The sequence below is a fragment of the Sphingomonas ginkgonis genome, assembly GCF_003970925.1.
Classification (GTDB): Bacteria; Pseudomonadota; Alphaproteobacteria; order Sphingomonadales; family Sphingomonadaceae; genus Sphingomicrobium; species Sphingomicrobium ginkgonis.
Map to the genome: position 1 here is coordinate 256,689 of NZ_RWJF01000001.1, position 19,636 is coordinate 276,324.

Genomic DNA, 19,636 nt, shown 5'->3' on the forward strand with positions numbered 1-19,636 from the left:
GCGGGCCGCTAACCCTTGTCTCCATGGCTGAGACAGGCATCGGCAGCAAGCTTGCGCCCCCGCGCTTCCTCCTGTTCCTGGCGGTGCTCGCAGCCGGAATCGGTGCGGCGTTTGTCTATCACCAGCGGATCACGCTCGGCTTCCTCGCAGCGTTCGACCTTGCCGCGCTGGTGTTTCTCGCCTCGGTGCTGCCAATGCTGATGGTCGACGACCCCAACCGGATCCGCGAGCAGGCGCGCCGGAACGACGCCAACCGAACGATCCTGCTCGCGATCACCTTCGTGGTGACGGGGGTGGTGCTGGTCGCGATCGCCTCGGAAAGCTCGGCCCGGCATCTCGGCTGGCCGATCAAGGCGCTGATCATCGCCACGATCATCATCGCCTGGCTGTTCAGCAACGTCATCTATACCTTCCACTACGCGCATCTCGCCTATGGCGACTCGCCGGGACAGGAGTGCCGGAGCCTCAGCTTTCCGAAGACCGAGGCCCCGATCTACTGGGACTTCATCTACTTCGCCTTCACCCTGGGCATGACCTTCCAGACCTCGGACGTCGACATCCAGGACCAGCGCATCCGCAAGGTCACGGTGGCGCACTGCCTCGCCGCCTTCTTCTACAACATCGGGGTGCTGGCGTTCACCATCAACGTGCTCGGCAGCTCGTCCGGGGGCTAGGCGGCGAGCTCGGGGACCCGTTTCTCGCGCCGCGCCGCGACCCAGCAGCCCGCGACGATCAGCACCGCCCCGGCCAGCGTCGCCGCCGCGACCCGCTCGCCGAACACCAGCCAGCCGAACAGGGAGGCCCAGACGAAGCCGCTATATTCGGTGACCGCCAAGTAGCCCGCCTCCGCCCGCGCATAGGCCCAGGCGAACAGCAGCGCGCCGGCGATCGACAGGACCGAAGCGATCGCGATCGCCGGCCACTGCCCGTGGGGCGGGACGACACCACCCGCCAGCGGCAGCGCGGCAACCATGCAGCCGGCGACCACCAGGTTCTGGAAGAAGCTGATCTCGAGCGGCCGGGCGGCCATCGCCTGGGTCCGCATCAGCACGATGTTCACCGCGTAGCACAGCGCCGAAAGGATGATCGCCCCGCTTCCGAGCAGCGCCTCGCGGCCAAGGTCGGCGCGCAGCTCGCCGAGCATGATGACGCCGACCCCCGCCAGCGCGAGCAGCGCGCCGGCGACCGTCCGCGGACCGATCGTCTCGCCGAGCGTCGCCGCGGCCAGCACCAGCGCGATCAGCGGGGCGATGAAAGTCAGCGAGATGGCTTGCGCCATCGGCACCCTCCCCAGTCCCCAGAAGAACAGGAACGCCATCACCGCCATGGTCAGCCCGCGCAGCAGGTGGATTCGCAGCACCGTGCGGGTCGGCCATGCCCGGCGGCGGGGCAGGTAGAGCAGCGAGGAAAGGAGCAGCGACGCCAGCGAGCGCCACAACATGGTCGAGAAGATCCCCAGCGCGAGCACCAGCGTCTTCACCGCCGCGTCCATCGCCGACAGCAGCCCGACCGCGCCGAGCGCAGCGAAAAAGGCAGGCAGCGGGAGCTGGGCGACGCGGTTCATGCCCGCCGCTCTAGCCGGCCGCCGCCGAAAGACTAGCGCAGCACCATCGTGTCGCCGTGGATCTCGACCGCGCTCAGCTGGCTGAGGAAGCTCTGGCCGAGCAGCGACTTCGTCCCGCCGTCCATGATCACCGCCCCGACGTTCGCGGCGGACCGACCGCCGAGGCTGACCCGGTCGAGCAGCACCATCGAACCCTTGAGCTCGCCCGACGCGGTCGCGCCGACCGTCTGGAAGCTCGCGCGATCGAACTGCAGCCCGGCCCCCTGCGCGTCCTGCGGGGTCAGCGCCACGGTGGTCGCCCCGGTATCAACGAGGAAGTGCACGGTCGCGCCGTTGACCTGCGCGTCGACGTAGAAGTGCCCGTCGGGCGAGCGCTGGATTACCGTGTCGGGCCCGGCCGTCGTGTCGATCAGTGTCGGCGGCGGCGCGCTGGCCTCCACCATCTGCACCGGCGGCGGCGCTTTGGGCGGAGCGGTTCCGACCGGCGAAGGCGAAAGGCTGCCGGGCATCAGCGCGCCGGCGACCACCGCACCGATCAGTAGCAGGAAGACCGCCCGCAGCATGCGCGCTCAGCCCGCCGCGTGCGAGGCGTCGATCAGCAGCGGCGGCTCGCTCGGCCGATGCGGCGCCAGCTCGCCGAGCAGCGCGCCTCCGGTCAGCAACAGGATGATGAGCTTGGCCATCGCCGCGACTCTGCGCCGCGGTCGGTGAAGAAAGCGCTAAAGCCTATTCCGCCGCGGCGGGAACCGTCTCGCGCGTGGCCTCGATCTCGGCCGCCTTCGCCTCGACCAGCCGGACGATATGGTCGATCATGCCCTCGTCCTGGACATGATGGTCGGTCACACCCGATAGATAGACCATGTGCCGGCCGTTGCCGCCGCCGGTCACCCCGATGTCGGTCTCGCGCGCCTCGCCGGGTCCGTTGACCACGCAGCCCAGCACGCTGAGGCTCATCGGCGTGCGGATGTGCTGCAGCCGCTCCTCCAGCCGCTCGACGGTGCGAATGACGTCGAAGCCCTGCCGAGCGCAGGACGGACAGCTGACCACCCGCACCCCGCGGCTGCGGATACCAAGCGCCTTCAAAATCTCGTAGCCGACGCGCACTTCCTGTTCTGGCTCGGCCGAGAGCGAGACGCGGATCGTGTCGCCGATCCCAGCCCACAGCAGGGAGCCGACCCCGATCGACGACTTGACCGTCCCGCCGATCAGGCCGCCGGCCTCGGTAATCCCGAGGTGAAGCGGGCAGTCGACCGCCTCGGCCAGCGCGTGGTAGGCGGCGACCGCGAGGAACACGTCGCTCGCCTTCACCGCCACCTTGTAGTCGCGGAAGCCATGGTCCTCGAGGATGCGGATATGGTCGAGCGCGCTCTCGACCAGCGCCTCGGGACAGGGCTCGCCATATTTCTCGAGCAGGTCCTTCTCGAGACTCCCGGCATTGACCCCGATCCGGATCGCGCAGCCGTTGGCGCGGGCGGCGGAGATGACCTCCTTAACCCGCTCCTCCGACCCGATGTTGCCGGGATTGATGCGAAGGCAGGCGGCGCCGGCGTCGGCGGCCTCGAGCGCACGCTTGTAGTGAAAGTGGATGTCGGCGACGATCGGCACGGTCGAGGCGCGCACGATCTCCTTCAGCGCGGCCGTGCTCTCGACGTCCGGACAGCTGACGCGGATGATGTCGACCCCGGCCTCTTCGCAGCGGCGGATCTGGTCGATCGTGGCGCGCGCATCGGAGGTCGGCGTGTTGGTCATGGTCTGGACGGTGACCGGGGCGTCGCCGCCGACGGGGACGTTGCCGACCATGATCTGCCGCGACTTGCGCCGCTCGATGGTACGCCAGGGACGGATGGAGGACATGGTGGGGATATAGGGCAAGGGAGTGGCCGCGCCAACCGGGCGAAGCCGGGCGGGTTTCGGATTCGCCCCGATTAACCATGCGTGTTAAATGGCGCCTTTCGCGGATTCGCTCGGGGATCGGCGGCGATGACGGAACATCAGCGACTGCTGCCCAGGGATCGTCCGCGAAGCCGCGCGCGAACCCCGAAGCAGCGCTATGCCGCCTTCATCAGCTATGCGCACGAGGACGAGGCCTGTGCCGCTTGGCTCCACGAGGCGCTCGAATGCTTCCGCGTCCCGCCGCAGCTGGTCGGCCGGCTGACCAAGATGGGCGCCATCCCGCAGCGGCTCACCCCCGTCTTCCGCGACCGCCACGAGCTCGCTGCCAGCGACGATCTCGGTGAGGAGATCGAGGACGCGATCGCCGGCTCGCGCTTCCTGATCGTTCTCTGCTCCCCTGCCGCCGCCGCCTCGGTCTGGACCAACAAGGAGATCGACAGCTTCAAGCGCCGTCACGGCGAGGAGCGGGTGCTGGCGCTGATCAACGACGGCGAGCCGGGCGCCTCGGCGATGCATGGCCGCGAGGGCGAGGAATGTTTCCCGCCTGCGCTGCGGGTTCGCTACGACAAGCGCGGCCGTCCCACCACGCAGCCGGCCGAGCCGATCGCCGCCGATCTCCGCGCGCAGGGCGACGGGCGCCGGCTGGCGCTGCTCAAGATCATCGCCGGCATGCTTGGGGTCGGGCTCGACGACCTCGCCCAGCGCGACGCGCACCGGCGGCATCGCCGCATGTTCGCGCTCACCGCGGCCTCGCTCGCCGGGATGCTGGTCACCAGCGGTCTGGCGGTCACCGCGATCCGCGCCCGCGATGCCGCGCGCGAGGAACGGCGCCAGGCCGAGGGGCTGGTCGGCTTCATGCTCGGCGACCTCCGCCGCAAGCTCGAGCCGCTCGGCCGCCTCGACGTGCTCGACAGCGTCGGAACGCGCGCGCTGGCCTTCTACGCCCGGCAGGACAAGCGGAGCCTGTCGGACGATTCGCTGGCGCAGCGCTCGCGCGCGCTCACCTTGCTCGGCGAACTGGCCCAGACCCGCGGCGACATGGCGGGAGCGCTGACCCGCTATGCCGAGGCCAAGGCGACCACCGCCGAGCTGCTGCGCCGTCGCCCGGACGATCCGCAGCGGCTCTTCGACCACGCGCAGAACGTTTACTGGACCGGCTATCTCGACGAACAGCGCGGCGATCTCGATCAGGCGATCGCGGCAATGCGCGACTATCGGCGGCTCGCCGCTCAGATGGTCCAGCGGGCGCCGGGCAAGCCGGAATACCAGCTCGAGGTCGTCTACGCCGACACCAACCTGGGGACCATGCTGATGCGGGGGCGGCACTATCGCGAGGCCGCCGACACCTACCAGAACGCGCTCAACCAGAGCGAGCAGCTGGCCGCGGCGCAGCCCGGCTCGCAGGATGCGCAGGAGCAGGTCTCCGGAGCACTCGGCTGGCTCGCCGAGGCGCGCGAGTTCGGCGGGGAGTTCGACGAGGCGCGGCTCCTGCGCGAGCGCGAGACCCGGCTCGCCCAGCAGCTATGGGCGAGGAGCAAGGGCGACATGTCCTTCCGCCGCGACGAGCTCGCCGCCCGGGCCGCGCACGCGCGGATCCTGGCCGCGCTCGGCGACAGCCCCGCGGCGCTGAAGGAATATGAAACCGTCAACCAGCTCGGTGCGCAGCTGCTGAAGACCGATCCGAGCAATAGCGAGTGGCAGCAGGCGATCGTCACCGCCGCGACCGGCGAGGGCACGGCGGCGCTGGTGGCGGGCGACCTCGCGCGCGCGGCGGACGCGACCCGCCGGGCCTGTTCCGGGACCGACGGGCTGGTCGCCCGCGACCGCAGCGTCGCCGCGTGGCGGACGACCTTCCGCGCCGAATGCCTCCGCCTTCGCGGCGCGCTGGCCGAGCGGAAGGGCGACCATGCCGCCGCCGCGGACTCCGCCCGAGCGGCGATCCTGGCCTGGCGGAGCGCGAGCAGCGGGGCGCCGCGGGCGATGGGGATCGCCCAGGCCGAAGCCCGCCTCGGCCAGGCTCTCACCGGCCAGGGGCGGCTCGCCGAGGCCGGCTCGGCGCTGGCGCGCGCCATGGCGAGCTGGCCGCGCGGGGTCGAGGAGCGCCCCGACGAGCTGGCGACCAAGGCGCTGCTGCTGCGCGCGTCGGGGCAGGAGCCGGCGGCGCGGCAGCTGGCCGCGCGGTTGGCCGCCATGGGCTATCGCCGGGCCGATTTCCTCGCCCGGTGGCAACAGGGGAGCAGGCAATGATCGACGACAAGGACTCCGGCGTAGTCAAGATCCACATCAGCTTTCCCGACGGGAAGTTTCCGCCGGTGCCGGCGGTGGACGTCGAGGTGCCCGGCAAGATGAAGGCCAAGAAGCTGAAGAAGCACGGCCTGTGGTTCGAGCAGGTGTCCGCGCACGACATCCACATCGAGATCGCGGGCGGCGACGCGGTCGACGCGCGGTTCCGCGGGGCCAACAGCAAGGAAGTCGGCAAGGCCATCTACATCAAGGCCGGCGCGCGCGAGGACGATTGCGCCAACGATCCCGGGCTCGCCGACTTCACCGTCAAGAACTTCGACAAGCGCCACCTGCACCTCGTCACGCCCAATCGCGAGGAATGCTGGGCCTACCACCTCTTCTTCGAGACCACCGAAGGCGACTGCGACGTCGACCCCATCATCAAGAACGGCGGCACCATCCCCAGTGTCTGAACGTCCGGTATGCGTCTCCTCCCGCCTGAAGGAGAGCAAGGTTGAACCAGATGCGAGCAGCGGGGCGCTTCGGCGACCTGCCCGGCGTGCCGGTCACCTGCGAGGTGCACACCACCGCCGATCCCGACCCCCATGCCTGCTACCGGCTGGTCTGGAAGCAGCACGGCGAGCCCTGCGGCGAGGGCGCCACGCTCCAGCTCGAGCCCCGCAGCGGCTACCATGACGTGATTTTCGACATCGTCGACGACGCCGGCCGCGGCATCCGCTTCCTCCACGATCCGCGGCACAGTTTCGCCGAGGATCCGGCCAGCCCCGCGGGGCAGATCGACGGCGACTCGGTCAGCATCGATCGCCGCCGGCTCACCGTGCGCGACCGCAACGACCAGCGCGCCTGCGTCATCCGCGCCCTGCTCCGCTTTGACCCGCCGCCCTTCGCCGCCGCGATCGAGATCCGCAACGGCGGCGCTGGCCACGGAGGATCCGGCTGGCTGGGTGTCATCGCGGCGCTGGCGATGGTGATGGTCGCGGCGCTTGTGGTGCTCGAACTGCGATAGCAAAGCCCGCACCGAAGCGGCTAAAGCCCAGCCCGTGTCGATTCGAAAGCTGGTGCCGGCGCTCGCCGGTCTGTTCGCCCTTGTCCTCTCCGCCCCTGCCTCGGCCTGGTGGGAATATGGTCATCAGACGGTTGCCAGCATCGCCTGGCTGAGCGTTCGGCCGGAGACCCGCGCCCGGATCAGCGAGCTGCTTCGCCAGGAGAAGCTGCTCGACACGCCGACCTGCCCGGCCAAGACCATCGAGCAGGCGAGCGTCTGGCCCGATTGCGTCAAGCCGCTCGGCGACCGCTTCTCCTTCGCCTACAGCTGGCACTACCAGAACACCGAGATCTGCCGGCCCTTCTCGCTCAAGGCCGACTGCAAGGACGGCAATTGCGTCGCCTCGCAGATCGACCGCAATGCCCGGCTCCTCGCCGACACCACGGTCCCAGCGCGCGAGCGGGTCATGGCGCTCGCCTTCCTCGTCCACTTCGTCGGCGACCTTGCCCAGCCGATGCACGCCGCCGGCCACAACGGCGACCGCGGCGGCAACGACGTCAAGGTGAACTATGGCGTGGTCCCGTCCAACCTGCACAGCATCTGGGATGGCTATCTCGCCGAGCGGGCCTTCTCGACCCCGCCGAAGGACGCAGCCGGGATCCTGGCCCAGTCCACGCCCGCCGAGCGCGCGCGGCTTGCGGCGGGGACGACCGAGGACTGGTCGCGAGAGGGCTGGGAGCTGGCCCGGCGCTATGCCTATGGCTCGATCCTCCAGGACCCCTGCGCGGTGCCGGCGCAACAGCCGACGTCGATGAGCGAGCAGACGATCCGCTCGCTGGTCCCGATCGTCCGCCGGCAGGCGCTCGCCGGCGGCCTGCGCCTCGCCAGGTTGCTCGACGACGCGCTCGGGCCGCGTCATCTCGCGCCCGGCCAGAAGCCGCCGAAATCGCCCGTTCCGCCGAAGCCGGCGGGCTAGGCCCGCAACCTTCCGCTTCACTCCTCCGTTGCGCGGCTTTCCCCACGGAGGCCTGAGATGATCACGAGAACGGCGACCGCCCGCTACGAAGGCATGGGCAAGAGCGGCAAGGGCTGGGTGTCGACTCAGTCGGGCGTGCTCAAGGACCAGCGCTACGGCTTCAACACCCGCTTCGAGAACGAGCCCGGGACCAACCCCGAGGAACTCATCGCGGCCGCCCACGCCAGCTGCTTCACCATGGCGCTGAGCTTCGCGCTCGCTAACGCCGGCGTGAACGATGGCACCCTCGAGACGGAGGCTCGGGTCAAGCTCGACCAGGACGGCGCCGGCTTCAAGGTCAGCCGCTCCGACCTGCGGCTTCGCGCCAGTGTTCCCGGGATCGACGATGAGCAGCTTCGCCGCCTCGCCGACGAGGCGAAGCAGGGTTGCCCGATCTCGAAGCTGCTCAACGCCGAGATGAACCTCGAGGTCGAGACCACCACCCCGGCGGCCTGATCCGCGGTCCCCTTGCGTGAGTTGAAGATGCTGGCCATGCGCGGGCCATGGCCAGCGCCGCGCAGGGAGAACGAACCGCCGGCCTGCTGCTGATTGCGGCGGCAGGAGCGGCGGTTCTCGTCGCCAATTCACCGTTGGCGCCTGCCTATCAGCGCCTGCTTCATTCCGGCCTCGGTCCGCTGTCGGTCCAGCACTGGATCGGCGACGGGCTGATGGCGCTCTTCTTCCTGCTGGTCGGGCTGGAGGTGAAGCGGGAGTGGCTGGTGGGGCGGCTGTCCACCTGGCGCGAGCGTCGCCTGCCGATCGCCGCAGCGGCGGCGGGAATGGCCGTCCCCGCGGTCGTGTTCCTGCTGGTCAGCCGCGGCGACCCGAGCCTGATCCCGGGCTGTGCAGTTCCTGCCGCCACCGACATCGCCTTCGCGCTCGGCGTGCTGGCGCTGCTCGGCAGCCGTGCCCCGCCCGCGCTGAAGCTGCTGCTGGTCGCGCTCGCGATCATCGATGATGTCGGCGCGGTGGCGATCATCGCCATCGCCTACTCTGGCGGCCTGCATGCGCTCGCGCTCGGCGCCGCCGCGCTGCTGTTCGGTGCCATGCTGGCGATGAACCGCGCCGGGGTGCGGTGCCCGCCGGCCTATCTTCTCGGCTTCGCCCTGCTCTGGATTGCCGTTCACGAGTCTGGAGTCCATGCGACCATCGCCGGGGTCCTCGCCGCGCTGGCGGTTCCGCTCCGCCCCGGCGAGCGCGGATCGACGCTGGAGCGGATCGAGCGCCCGCTCCACCCGCTCGTCATGTTCGGGATCGTCCCGCTGTTCGGCTTCGCCAGTGCCGGCGTTGCGCTGGGCAGCAGCGGCGCGCTGCTGGCACCGCTGACCCTGGCCGTCGCGCTCGGCCTGTTCCTCGGCAAGCAGCTGGGCGTGTACGGCGCCGTCCGCCTGTTCGGTCGTCCCGAAGGAGTCAGCTGGCCGCAGCTCTACGGCGGTGCGCTGCTGTGCGGGATTGGCTTCACCATGAGCCTGTTCATCGGCGCGCTCGCCTTCGTCGATCCGGTGCTGGTCGAGCAGGCCAAGCTCGGCACGCTGGTCGGGTCGCTGCTGTCCGGCGGCTGCGGCTACGCCGTCCTCCGCTTCTGCAGCCCGAGCCCGGTGCCGGCCAGCCGCGGCGACCAGCAGGCCGCCGACGAGATCTTCTACGAGGACGATTGATGCGGATCTTCTGGGACGAGCGGCAGCTGGCGCATCGGCCGTCGATCGAATTCTTCAACGGCGCGCTGGAGCCTGCGAGCGAGACTCCCGCCCGTGCCGAGCAGGTGCTGGCGGCGGTCGGCCGAACCGAGCCGGTGACGGAACGCGGCATGGCGCCGCTCGAGGCCGTTCACGACCCTGCCTACCTCGAGCTGCTGCGGACAGCGCACGACGAATGGCTCGCAGCGGGTCGCAGCGGGGATGCCCTGCCTTACTGCTTCCCTATCTCCCGCCGGCCGCGGAAGCTCGAGCGGGTCGACGCGCGGCTCGGCGCCCATGCCACCGACACCTGTGCTCCGATCACGGCTGGGACTTGGGAGAGCGCCACCTGGGCGGCCTATACCGCGCTCGCCGCGGTGGATTCGGCGCTCGCCGGGGAGCACGCGTTCGCAGTGACCCGGCCGCCCGGCCACCACGCCGGCGCCGCCTTCATGGGCGGCTACAGCTACATGAACCATGCCTGCGTCTCGGCCGAGCACGCGCGCGCGGCCGGTCGGCGGGTGGCGGTGCTCGACCTCGACTATCACATGGGGAACGGCAGCGAAGACATCCTGGCGGGTCGCGACGGGCTGTTCCTCGCCTCGCTCCATGCCGATCCGTCGACCGATTATCCCTTCTTCTGGGGCGACCGGAGCGAAGGCAACATCCGCAACACGCCGCTCCCGCGCGGCACCGGCTTCGCAGCCTACGACCATGCGCTCGCCGAAGCGCTCGAGTGGATCGGCGAGCAGGGATGCGACCTGCTCGTGATCAGCTTCGGCGCGGACACCTACCGCGGCGACCCGATCAGCCACTTCGAGCTGGACACCTCCGATTATGAGCGCCTCGCACAGAGGATCGCTGGGACAAATCTTCGCGCAGCCATTGTCCTTGAGGGCGGCTATGCGCTCGACGCGCTCGGCCGCAATGTGGCGAGCTTTCTCGCCGGCTTCTGACTAGACGGACACAATGGATCATTTCGACCTGCGCGACGGGGTCCTCCACTGCGAGGACGTGCCGCTCCCTCTGATCGCCGACGCAGTCGGGACCCCGACCTACGTCTATTCCGCGGCGACCATGGTGCGCCACGCCGAGGTGATGACCGACGCGGTGGCTGGAGCCGGCAACGGCGAACCGCTCGTCGCCTATGCCGCCAAGGCCAATTCCAACGCCGCGGTGCTCCGCCAGCTCGCCGGGGTCGGTCTGGGCGCCGACGTGGTCTCGGTCGGCGAGTACCGCCGGGTCCGCTCGGCCGGGATCGCGCCGGAGAAGATCGTCTTCTCGGGCGTCGGCAAGACCGAGGCGGAGATGGCTGAGACGCTCGCGGGCGGGCTGTTCCAGTTCAACGTCGAGTCGGTCGAGGAGCTGCGGATGCTTTCGGCGGTTGCCGCCGCCCAGGGCCGGGTCGCGCGGGTCGGGCTTCGCATCAACCCGGATGTCGAGGCCGGAACGCACGCCAAGATCACCACCGGAACCGCCGACAACAAGTTCGGGATCGCCTACCAGGACGCGCTCGCCGCCTACGCGGTCGCGCGCGACCTGCCGGGGCTCAAGGTGCAGGGCGTGACCATGCACATCGGCAGCCAGCTGGTCAGCCTCGACCCACTGCAGGCGGCCTTCGCCAAGCTGGGCGCGCTGATCGGCGCGCTTCGGGGCGACGGCCATGCGATCGGCGTCGCCGACCTCGGCGGCGGGCTCGGCGTGCCGCACGGCGACGACCAACCCGACCCCGCCAGCCCGGCCGCCTATGGCGAGATGGTGCGGCGGGTGACGGCGGGCTGGGACACGCGGCTGGTGTTCGAGCCGGGCCGGCTGATCGTCGGCAACGCCGGCGTGCTGCTGACCCGGGTCATCCGGGTCAAGCCGGGCGCCCGCCACCCCTGGCTGATCGTCGACGCCGCGATGAACGACCTGATGCGCGTCGCGCTCTACGACGCGTGGCACGAGATGAACGCGGTCCGGCCGAGCGGTGCTCAGGCGACCTACAATGTCGTCGGCCCGGTTTGCGAGAGCGGCGACACCTTCGCGATGGCCCGGACCATGGACCGGGTCGGCGCGGGCGACCTCGTCGTGTTCCGCACCGCCGGCGCCTATGGCGCGTCCATGTCCAACAATTACAACAGCCGCCTGCTCACCGCCGAGGTGCTGGTCGACGGCGGGCGCTGGGCGCTGGTGCGGCGACGGGTCGATCTCGACGACCTCGCCGGGGTCGCCGATCCGATCTGGCGCTAGGGGCCGAGCGTCAGCAGCCAGAGGTCGGGGCTCGTCCCCAGCCGCATCGGCAGCAGCGTCGTCCCGAGCCCCGCAGTGGTCACCTCGATCAGGTCCGGTTCGCGCTTCAGACCGCATAGATAGCGATCGCCGAAGCGCGAGCTCTTCTCCGGGGCGCCGACCAGCGGCAGGCTGATCTGCCCGCAGTGGGTGTGCCCGGCGAGCAGCAGGTCGGCCCGGCCGCGGATGATGTCGGCCACGTCGGGGGAATGGCTGAGCACGACCATCGGCTTGCTGTCGGCATGGAGCGGGCCGAGCACGCGCATGTCGTCGTGGAAGGTCAGAATGTCGTCGATTCCGGCCAGGGTAATCGGGCCGGCGGGCACGACCTGGTTGCGGAGCAGGCGAATGCCCTCGCGTGGGAAGGCTGCTCCTGCATCGCGGGCGCCGTCCCAGCGGTGATGGTCATGGTTGCCGAGCACTGCATAGACGCCGAGCGGCGCGTGCAGACCCCGGAGTGTCGCGACGGCCTCGTCCATCGAGAAGACCCCGGACAGGACCTGCTTGTCGGAGACATAGTCGCCCGCCAGGAGGATGAGGTCCGGCTTCAGCCCGTTCATCTGCCCGACGATGCTTGCCATCCGCGCCGGCGGCATGTCGGGCTCGGAGACATGGAAGTCGCTCGCCAGCAGCACCTTGATCGGGCGGGCCCCGGCCGGCCAGCCGCGCAGCGCGACATAGGCCTTGCGTACGACCGGCGCCTGCTCGGCATCGAAGAGCAGCAGCGCCGCCGCGGCGAACAGCGCCAGCCCGATCCATCCGGCGATCCGGCCCCAGCCGCGCACGCGCCTGCGAGCCTACAGCTTCTCGGTCAGCTCCGGGACGATCTTGAACAGGTCGCCGACAAGGCCGACGTCCGCTACCTGGAAGATCGGGGCGTCCTCGTCCTTATTGATCGCGATGATCGTCTTAGAATCCTTCATCCCCGCGAGATGCTGGATCGCGCCGGAGATGCCGACCGCGACATAAACCTGCGGGGCGACGATCTTGCCGGTCTGGCCGACCTGATAGTCGTTGGGCGCGTAGCCGGCGTCGACCGCCGCGCGGCTGGCGCCGACTGCGGCACCGAGCTTGTCGGCGAGCGGATCGATCAACGAGTGGAACTGCTCGGAGGAACCGAGCGCCCGGCCACCCGAGACGATGATCGCCGCGCTGGTGAGCTCGGGCCGTTCGCTCTTCGAGGTCTCGGCCGACACGAACCTGGCCTTGCCGTCAGTGACGGCGGCCTCGATCGGCTGGACGCTCCCGCTGCCGCCCTCGGCCGCCACCTTCTCGAACGCGGTGGTGCGGACGGTGATGACCTTCTTGGCATCGCTCGAGCGCACCGTGGCGATCGCATTGCCGGCGTAGATCGGCCGCGTGAACGTGTCCTCGCTCTCGACCGAGAGGATGTCGCTGACCTGCATGACGTCGAGCAGCGCGGCAACCCGCGGCGCGATGTTCTTGCCGGTGGTGGTGGAGGCCGTGAGGAAGGCGTCGTAGCCGTCCATCAGCCGGACCGCGACCGGCGCGACCGCCTCGGCGAGCGGATGCTCGAGCTCGGCGCCGCCGGCGACATGGACGGTGCCCACGCCGGCGATCTTCGCCGCGGCCTCGCCGACCGGGCCTACACCCGCGCCGGTGACCAGCAGGTCGACGTCGCCGAGCTTGGCGGCGGCGCCAACGGTGGCGAGGGTCGCGTCCTTGATGGCGCCGCCCTCATGTTCGACCAGGACCAGAGTCTTCACTTCGCCACTCCCATGCCCTTGAGGCGCTCGACCAGTTCGTCGACGCTCCCGACCTTGACCCCGCCCTGCCGCTTGGCCGGCTCGGCCACCTTCAGCGTCTCCAGCCGCGGGCTGACGTCGACGCCGTAATCGGCGGGCGTCTTCTGCGCGAGCGGCTTGGACTTGGCCTTCATGATGTTGGGCAGCGAGGCATAGCGCGGCTCGTTGAGGCGAAGGTCGGTGGTGACGATCGCCGGCAGCTGCAGCGCCACGGTCTCCAACCCGCCGTCGACCTCGCGGGTGACGTTGACGCTCTCGCCGTTGACCTCGACCTTGGACGCGAAGGTGCCCTGCGGCCAGCCCAGCAGCGCGGCGAGCATCTGCCCGGTCTGGTTCGAATCGTCGTCGATCGCCTGCTTGCCCAGCACCACCAGGCCGGGCTGCTCTTCCGCGGCGACCTTGGCGAGCAGCTTGGCGACGGCGAGCGGCTCGACGTCGGCGTCGTTGGTGATGAGGATCGCGCGATCGGCGCCCATCGCGAGCGCGGTGCGGAGCGTCTCCTGCGCCTTCGCCGGTCCGATCGAGACAGCGACGATCTCGGTCGCGGCACCCTTCTCCTTGAGCCGAATCGCTTCCTCGACCGCGATCTCGTCGAATGGGTTCATGCTCATCTTGACGTTGGCGAGGTCGACCCCGCTCCCGTCCATCTTCACCCGCGGCTTGACGTTGTAGTCGATCACCCGCTTTACCGCGACCAGCACTTTCATCGGTTCACTCTCCTCCGGCCGCCCGGGCGTCCCGGCGGCGCTCCCTTCAGCTTCGCTTGAGGTCCGGCATTTCCCGGACGAACGTGTTGTGAAGCGCGACGATGCATGGCTCGCCGTCGCGGTCGTCGACGATCACGGACATCAACGCTTCGTGCGCGCCGGCCATCGGTCCCTCGGCGACGTCGAGGCTGGCCTTGACGTGCATCAGCGCCAGCCCGCCCAGGTCGCGCAGATCCTGGACCGAGAAGCGGTTCCGGCTGCCCTTGTAGACCGACTCGAAGATGCCCCGGTGCCCCGCCGCGATCTCGTCGCGGCCGCAAGCATGGTGGCCCAGCACGTTGACGAAGTCCGCTTGCGGCGAGAAGACCGCCGCGAAGGCGTCGCCGTCCCCGGCATTCCACGCCGCGGTCAGCGCGGCGCAGAGAGCATCGGCGGCGGCGCGGTCGATCATCGGCTCAGGCGGCCTTCTTCACTTCCGCAACGATCTTCTGCGCGGCATCGCCGAGGTCGTTGGCGGCGACGATCGGCAGGCCCGAGTTGGCGAGGATGTCCTTGCCCTGCTGGACGTTAGTGCCTTCCAGCCGGACGACCAGCGGAACGTGGAGGTCGACTTCCTTGGCCGCCGCGACGATGCCTTCGGCGATTGTGTCGCAGCGCATGATCCCGCCGAAAATGTTGACGAGGATGCCCTTCACCGCCGGATCCGACAGGATGATCTTGAACGCCGCGGTGACCTTCTCCTTGTTGGCGCCGCCGCCGACGTCGAGGAAGTTGGCCGGGAAGGCGCCGTTCAGCTTGATGATGTCCATCGTCGCCATCGCGAGACCGGCGCCGTTGACCATGCAACCGATGTCGCCGTCGAGCTTGATGTAGGCGAGGTCGTACTTGGACGCCTCGATCTCCATCGGGTCCTCCTCACTGAGGTCGCGCAGCTCGGCGAGGTCCTTGTGGCGGAACATGGCGTTCGAATCGAACCCGACCTTGGCGTCGAGGACCATCAGCTTGTCGTCGGCGGTCACCGCCAGCGGGTTGATCTCGATCTGCGAGGCGTCGGTGCCCTGGAAGGCGGCATAAACGCCGGCGAGCAGCTTGGCGCACTGCTTGGCGAGGTCGCCGCTGAGCCCGAGCGCCGCCGCCACGGCGCGGCCGTGGTGCGGCATCAGCCCAGTCGCCGGATCGATGGTGATCGTCTCGATCTTCTCCGGCGTGTCGTGGGCGACCGTCTCGATGTCCATTCCGCCCTCGGTCGAGGCGACGACCGCCACCCGGCCGGTTTCGCGGTCGACCAGCAGCGCGAGGTAGAATTCCTGGGCGATGTCGACGCCGTCGGTGATGTAGAGCCGTTCGACCTTCTTGCCCTCGGCGCCAGTCTGGACGGTAACCAGGGTCTTGCCGAGCATCTCCTCGGCGCTGGCTCGGACTTCCTCGACGCTCTTGGCCAGGCGGACGCCACCCTTGGCGTCAGGCCCGAGCTCCTTGAACTTGCCCTTGCCGCGGCCGCCGGCGTGGATCTGCGCCTTGACCACCCACAGCGGTCCGGGGAGCTGCTTCGCGGCCTCGACTGCCTCGTCGGCGCTCATCGCGGCATGACCGGCGGGGACCGGCACGCCGAACTTCGCGAGCAGTTCCTTGGCCTGATATTCGTGAATGTTCATGGGAGCTTCCTATGGCTTTGCGCGGCCCTAAAGCATGACTCCGCCGCGCTGCCAAGTTAGAGAGCACTTCGTGAGCGATCCCGCCGCGCCCGTCCGCAAGATCATCCATGTCGACATGGACGCCTTCTACGCCAGCGTCGAGCAGCGTGACGATCCCGCGCTGCGCGGGCTCCCGGTCGCGGTCGGCGGGGGCCACCGCGGCGTCGTCGCGGCCGCCAGCTACGAGGCGCGCAAGTTCGGCGTCCGCTCGGCCATGCCGTCCGTCACCGCGCGGCGGCGCTGCCCCGACCTCGTCTTCGTCAAGCCGCGGTTCGACGCCTACAAGGCGGTCAGCCGGCAGATCCGCGACATCTTCGCCGACTATACCGACCTGATCGAGCCGCTGAGCCTCGACGAGGCCTACCTCGACGTGACCGAGGACCGCCACGGGCTCGGCTCGGCCCGAGCCATCGCCGAGCAGATCCGCGCGCGAATCCGGTCCGAAACGGGTCTGACCGCCTCGGCGGGGGTCAGCTACTGCAAGTTCGTCGCCAAGCTTGCGTCGGACCAGAACAAGCCCGACGGTCTGTGCGTCATCACCCCGGCACAGGCCGCGCGCTACATCGCCTCGCTGCCGGTCAGCCGCTTCCACGGGGTCGGCCCGCGAACCGCGGAGAAGCTGCAGCGGATGGGCGTCCACACCGGCGCCGACCTCGCCGCGCTGAGCCTCGCGGAACTGGAAGGCCGCTTCGGCAGCTCGGGCCACTGGTATTTCCGCATCTCGCGCGGGATCGACGACCGACCGGTCCGCGCCAACCGCGAAGCCAAGTCGGTCAGCGCCGAGCGGACGTTCGACAGCGATCTCCACGACCGCGCGGCGCTGCTTGAACAGCTCGAGCGCGTCGCGGGCCTGGCCTGGACGCGCATCGAGCGGGCGCAGGCGCTCGGCCGGACGGTGACGCTCAAGATCAAGTTCAGCGACTTCCGCTCGATCACCCGTTCGCGCAGCTTCGTGGTGCCGATCGAGGACGAGGCGGGGTTTGCGGCGGTGGGCCGCTCGCTGCTCGAGGCCGAGCTCCCCGTTCCACTGGGCGTTCGGCTGCTAGGCCTTGGAATCGCTAGTTTAACACCGAGCAATAAATCACTACCGATCCAACTCGGACTGGCAATTTGATGACACCCGTGCTACATGGCGAAGAGAGGATCATGCGCTGCTCGGCGTGATTCCGTTCACTTGCACGATTTGAAGAGGATCGATTCACGGCCGCAGACCGACTTGGGGGGCGCTGCAGCTGGGAGAATCCACTTATCCTCGACATTAGGAAGGTAGCAGAATGGCAGCGAAGGCGTTGAACTTCGACGTTGGCGACTATGTTGTTTACCCCAAGCACGGCGTCGGACGCGTCGTCGAACTGCAAAGCACCGAAATCGCCGGCACCCGCCTGGACCTCTATGTCCTGCGGTTCGAGAAGGAGAAGATGACCCTCCGCGTTCCCGTCACCAAGGCGGACTCGGTGGGCATGCGCAAGCTGTCGTCGGACAAGACGATGAAGGACGCGCTCGAGACCCTCAAGGGCAAGCCCAAGGTGAAACGCACCATGTGGTCGCGCCGCGCCCAGGAATATGAGGCGAAGATCAACTCGGGCGACCTGACCTCGATCGCCGAGGTGGTCCGCGACCTGTTCCGCCCCGACGACGCCCCGGAGCAGAGCTATTCGGAGCGGCAGATCTTCGAGGCCGCCTCGTCGCGTCTGGCCCGCGAGCTCGGCGCGATGGAAGGACTCGACGAAAAGGGCGCGCTCGCCAAGCTCCTCGAGATCCTCAACAAGGCCGCGCTGATCCATCACAAGAAGGACGTGGTCGAGGAGGCCTGACACCTTCGCCGCACGGCAACCAGGAAAGGGCGCTCCGCTTGGGGCGCCCTTTTCGTTTCAGGGTTGCACGACCTTGATCCCTGCTGTATTGTTTGCATAACACAGTGGGAGAATGACTATGCGTCTGGTTGCCATCCTGCTCGCGTCGGCGACGCTTGCCTCGTGCGGGGTCGTCACGGCCAAGGACGCGGGGCCGACCGCCACCCGCAACTATGCCATCGGTGGGTTCGAGAAGATTGAGGTCGCTGGCCCTTACGACGTGGCCGTAACCAGCGGCGGCCAGCCCTCGGTGCGCGCGACCGGCGGCTCCAACCGGCTCGACGAGCTCGTCGTCGAGGTCGAGGACGGTACGCTCAAGATCCACCCCAAGTCTCACAGCGGGATCAGCTGGGCCTGGGGTGGTCATTCGAACGGCACGGTCCGCATCGACGTCAGCGCCCCGGACGGGCTGCGCGAGGCGATGCTGGCCGGCTCGGGCGGGATGCAGATCGACAAGGTTCAGGCGCCGAGCTTCAGCGGCAGCGTCGCCGGCTCGGGCAGCCTCCAGCTGGCGCAGCTCGCCGCGCAGGACGTCTCCTTCTCCATCGCGGGGTCGGGGGGGATCCGCGCCAACGGCGGGACGGCGACCCGCAGCAAATATGAGATCGCGGGCTCGGGCGACATTCAGGCGAGCGGGATGCGCGCGCAGGACGCCAAGGTCGAGATCGCCGGCAGCGGCAGCGTCGCCGCCCACGCCACCGCCACCGCCAAGGTCGAGATTCTCGGCTCGGGAGACGTGACGATCAGCGGCGGGGCGCGCTGCGAGATCGAGAAGCACGGCTCGGGCGACGTGCGCTGCTCCTAGTGACTTGTTAACCACGGCAGGCGAGAGTGCGGCCATGCGCCGCCTCCTCCCGCTCGTCGTCCTCGCCGCCACGCTGGCCGCGGCTCCTGCCGCCGCCGCCGTGCGCAGCTTTACCGTCACCGGCTTCGACCGGGTCCGCATCGACGGGCCGTACCGGGTCAGCTTGGTCACTGGCGTGTCGCCGTTCGCGCGGGCTAGCGGCAATTCCGCCGCGCTCGACGGGGTAACGGTCGAGGTCCAGGGCACGACCCTCTACGTCCGGCCCAACCCGAGCGCCTATGGGGGCTACCCGGGCGAGTATCGCGGCCCGGTCGAGATCAGCGTCGGCACGCACGACCTCGGTCAGCTGTGGATCAACGGCTCCGGGAGCGCGGACGTGCAGCGCGTCGGCGGCCTCAAGTTCAACCTCTCGGTCCAGGGCTCGGGTTCCGCCAGCATCGCCGCAGCCGACGTCGACCAGCTCGTCGTCGGGATTGCCGGGACCGCGTCGGCGCGGATGGGCGGCAAGGCCCGCAGCGCCAACATCTATGTCCGCGGCACCTCCTCGTTCGACGGCAGGGGCCTGGCCACGACGGACTCGCGGGTCGTCGCCGAGGGGCCCGCCACGGTCGCGCTTCAGGTCGTCAACAGTGCCAAGGTCAACGCGCTCGGCGCGTCGGTCGTCAGCCTGTCGGGCCACCCTGCGTGCGAGCTGCACGTCGAGGGCTCGGCTACGGTCGAGGGCTGCAAGGCCCGCTAGAGCAGCGCCAGGCTGACCAGCTTACCGTAGAGCCGCGGCGGGAGCGCGGCGAGGCCGCTGTCGTCATTCGCGCCGGGCTGCGGCGCGTCCTCGTCCTTGAGATAGCGCCAGCCCTGGTGCGCGCGCATCGGCGCCGGCGGCACGCCTTGCAGGGTCGGATCGCACAGGATGTTGATCCGACCGTCCTCGCGATCCTCGAAGCCGAGGATTTCCTGCCGGCCGATCAGCCGATGCTGGACGATCCAGTAGATGCAGCCGCCGACCAGTTCGGCGCAGCGCTTGGGCCGCATCCGGGTGACGATCTTCACCACCTCGCCCTCGCGGCGCGAATCGAGCCGGCGGGCGAGCGACTCGAGATCCCGGCAGGCGATCGCGACCTTGCTAAGGTGAAGTGCTGACACCTCGCTTCAATGCCGCAAAAAGC

General features: G+C 69.3%; 22 protein-coding genes. 13 read left to right on the plus strand and 9 right to left on the minus strand.

The genetic code is table 11. The annotated features are described in order from the left end of the window. The first annotated feature begins 23 nt into the window (after positions 1-23). Entirely contained in the window at positions 24-674 is a 651-nt protein-coding gene (locus tag HMF7854_RS01270) for a DUF1345 domain-containing protein (protein ID WP_126717448.1), read from the plus strand. On the opposite strand, the gene HMF7854_RS01275 is transcribed toward HMF7854_RS01270, so the two are convergent. The 3 genes from HMF7854_RS01275 to ispG form a co-directional block, all read right to left on the minus strand. After that, positions 671-1,564 carry a DMT family transporter gene (locus HMF7854_RS01275; RefSeq protein WP_126717449.1) on the minus strand — a complete coding sequence of 298 codons (894 nt, stop codon included), beginning with the start codon at positions 1,562-1,564 and terminating at the stop codon, positions 671-673. The genes HMF7854_RS01270 and HMF7854_RS01275 overlap by 4 nt on opposite strands. A 32-nt stretch (positions 1,565-1,596) precedes the next feature. Beyond that, entirely contained in the window at positions 1,597-2,127 is a 531-nt protein-coding gene (locus HMF7854_RS01280) for a retropepsin-like aspartic protease family protein (RefSeq protein ID WP_126717450.1), read from the minus strand. 163 nt (positions 2,128-2,290) lie between these two features. Next, positions 2,291-3,418: a flavodoxin-dependent (E)-4-hydroxy-3-methylbut-2-enyl-diphosphate synthase gene (ispG, locus tag HMF7854_RS01285; protein ID WP_126717451.1), complete on the minus strand. Its 1,128-nt coding sequence runs from the start codon at positions 3,416-3,418 to the stop codon at positions 2,291-2,293. Positions 3,419-3,544: 126 nt separating this feature from the next. Between ispG and HMF7854_RS01290 the strand changes: the two genes are divergently transcribed. Genes HMF7854_RS01290 through lysA form a run of 8 tightly spaced genes read left to right on the plus strand, consistent with a single transcriptional unit; the run spans position 3,545 to position 11,609 of the window. Further along, positions 3,545-5,704, plus strand: a complete 2,160-nt coding sequence (locus HMF7854_RS01290) for a toll/interleukin-1 receptor domain-containing protein (RefSeq protein WP_126717452.1) — start codon at positions 3,545-3,547, stop codon at positions 5,702-5,704. Next, complete coding sequence (locus HMF7854_RS01295; RefSeq protein ID WP_126717453.1) at positions 5,701-6,153, plus strand: hypothetical protein; 453 nt, start codon at positions 5,701-5,703, stop codon at positions 6,151-6,153. Before HMF7854_RS01290 ends, HMF7854_RS01295 begins: the two co-directional genes overlap by 4 nt. Before the next feature lie 41 nt (positions 6,154-6,194). Then, positions 6,195-6,707 carry a hypothetical protein gene (locus HMF7854_RS01300; protein WP_126717454.1) on the plus strand — a complete coding sequence of 171 codons (513 nt, stop codon included), beginning with the start codon at positions 6,195-6,197 and terminating at the stop codon, positions 6,705-6,707. A 40-nt stretch (positions 6,708-6,747) separates the two neighbouring features. After that, positions 6,748-7,662, plus strand: a complete 915-nt coding sequence (locus tag HMF7854_RS01305; protein ID WP_126719992.1) for a S1/P1 nuclease — start codon at positions 6,748-6,750, stop codon at positions 7,660-7,662. 57 nt (positions 7,663-7,719) lie between these two features. Then, positions 7,720-8,157: an OsmC family protein gene (locus tag HMF7854_RS01310; protein ID WP_126717455.1), complete on the plus strand. Its 438-nt coding sequence runs from the start codon at positions 7,720-7,722 to the stop codon at positions 8,155-8,157. Between the two features lie 47 nt (positions 8,158-8,204). Further along, entirely contained in the window at positions 8,205-9,359 is a 1,155-nt protein-coding gene (nhaA, locus tag HMF7854_RS01315) for a Na+/H+ antiporter NhaA (RefSeq protein WP_126717456.1), read from the plus strand. Next, positions 9,359-10,333 (plus strand): histone deacetylase family protein, encoded by a 975-nt coding sequence (locus HMF7854_RS01320; RefSeq protein ID WP_126717457.1) that lies wholly within the window; start codon positions 9,359-9,361, stop codon positions 10,331-10,333. Before nhaA ends, HMF7854_RS01320 begins: the two co-directional genes overlap by 1 nt. 13 nt (positions 10,334-10,346) lie before the next feature. Beyond that, on the plus strand, positions 10,347-11,609 hold the full coding sequence (gene lysA, locus HMF7854_RS01325) for a diaminopimelate decarboxylase (RefSeq protein ID WP_126717458.1): 1,263 nt from the start codon (positions 10,347-10,349) through the stop codon (positions 11,607-11,609). On the opposite strand, the gene HMF7854_RS01330 is transcribed toward lysA, so the two are convergent. Genes HMF7854_RS01330 through sucC form a run of 5 tightly spaced genes read right to left on the minus strand, consistent with a single transcriptional unit; the run spans position 11,606 to position 15,776 of the window. Beyond that, on the minus strand, positions 11,606-12,433 hold the full coding sequence (locus HMF7854_RS01330) for a metallophosphoesterase (RefSeq protein ID WP_126717459.1): 828 nt from the start codon (positions 12,431-12,433) through the stop codon (positions 11,606-11,608). The genes lysA and HMF7854_RS01330 overlap by 4 nt on opposite strands. 12 nt (positions 12,434-12,445) lie before the next feature. Next, positions 12,446-13,375 carry an electron transfer flavoprotein subunit alpha/FixB family protein gene (locus HMF7854_RS01335; protein ID WP_126717460.1) on the minus strand — a complete coding sequence of 310 codons (930 nt, stop codon included), beginning with the start codon at positions 13,373-13,375 and terminating at the stop codon, positions 12,446-12,448. Next, the gene (locus HMF7854_RS01340; protein ID WP_126717461.1) at positions 13,372-14,121 is read right to left on the minus strand and encodes an electron transfer flavoprotein subunit beta/FixA family protein; all 750 of its coding nucleotides are present in this window, start codon (positions 14,119-14,121) and stop codon (positions 13,372-13,374) included. The genes HMF7854_RS01335 and HMF7854_RS01340 overlap by 4 nt, the downstream gene beginning before the upstream one ends. A 46-nt stretch (positions 14,122-14,167) precedes the next feature. After that, complete coding sequence (locus tag HMF7854_RS01345) at positions 14,168-14,572, minus strand: SgcJ/EcaC family oxidoreductase (RefSeq protein WP_126717462.1); 405 nt, start codon at positions 14,570-14,572, stop codon at positions 14,168-14,170. A gap of 4 nt (positions 14,573-14,576) precedes the next feature. Then, complete coding sequence (sucC, locus tag HMF7854_RS01350; RefSeq protein ID WP_126717463.1) at positions 14,577-15,776, minus strand: ADP-forming succinate--CoA ligase subunit beta; 1,200 nt, start codon at positions 15,774-15,776, stop codon at positions 14,577-14,579. Between the two features lie 70 nt (positions 15,777-15,846). Here sucC and dinB point away from each other — a divergent pair, with 70 nt between their 5' ends. The 4 genes from dinB (at position 15,847) to HMF7854_RS01370 (ending at position 19,212) form a co-directional block, all read left to right on the plus strand. Then, on the plus strand, positions 15,847-16,929 hold the full coding sequence (gene dinB, locus HMF7854_RS01355; RefSeq protein WP_126717464.1) for a DNA polymerase IV: 1,083 nt from the start codon (positions 15,847-15,849) through the stop codon (positions 16,927-16,929). A 160-nt stretch (positions 16,930-17,089) separates the two neighbouring features. Continuing rightward, on the plus strand, positions 17,090-17,629 hold the full coding sequence (locus HMF7854_RS01360) for a CarD family transcriptional regulator (protein ID WP_126717465.1): 540 nt from the start codon (positions 17,090-17,092) through the stop codon (positions 17,627-17,629). Between the two features lie 118 nt (positions 17,630-17,747). After that, on the plus strand, positions 17,748-18,473 hold the full coding sequence (locus HMF7854_RS01365; RefSeq protein WP_185829114.1) for a head GIN domain-containing protein: 726 nt from the start codon (positions 17,748-17,750) through the stop codon (positions 18,471-18,473). A gap of 34 nt (positions 18,474-18,507) precedes the next feature. Further along, complete coding sequence (locus tag HMF7854_RS01370) at positions 18,508-19,212, plus strand: GIN domain-containing protein (protein ID WP_126717467.1); 705 nt, start codon at positions 18,508-18,510, stop codon at positions 19,210-19,212. On the opposite strand, the gene HMF7854_RS01375 is transcribed toward HMF7854_RS01370, so the two are convergent. After that, entirely contained in the window at positions 19,209-19,613 is a 405-nt protein-coding gene (locus HMF7854_RS01375; protein WP_126717468.1) for a DUF1489 family protein, read from the minus strand. The two genes, HMF7854_RS01370 and HMF7854_RS01375, sit on opposite strands and share 4 nt — an antisense overlap. Positions 19,614-19,636: the final 23 nt, after the last annotated feature.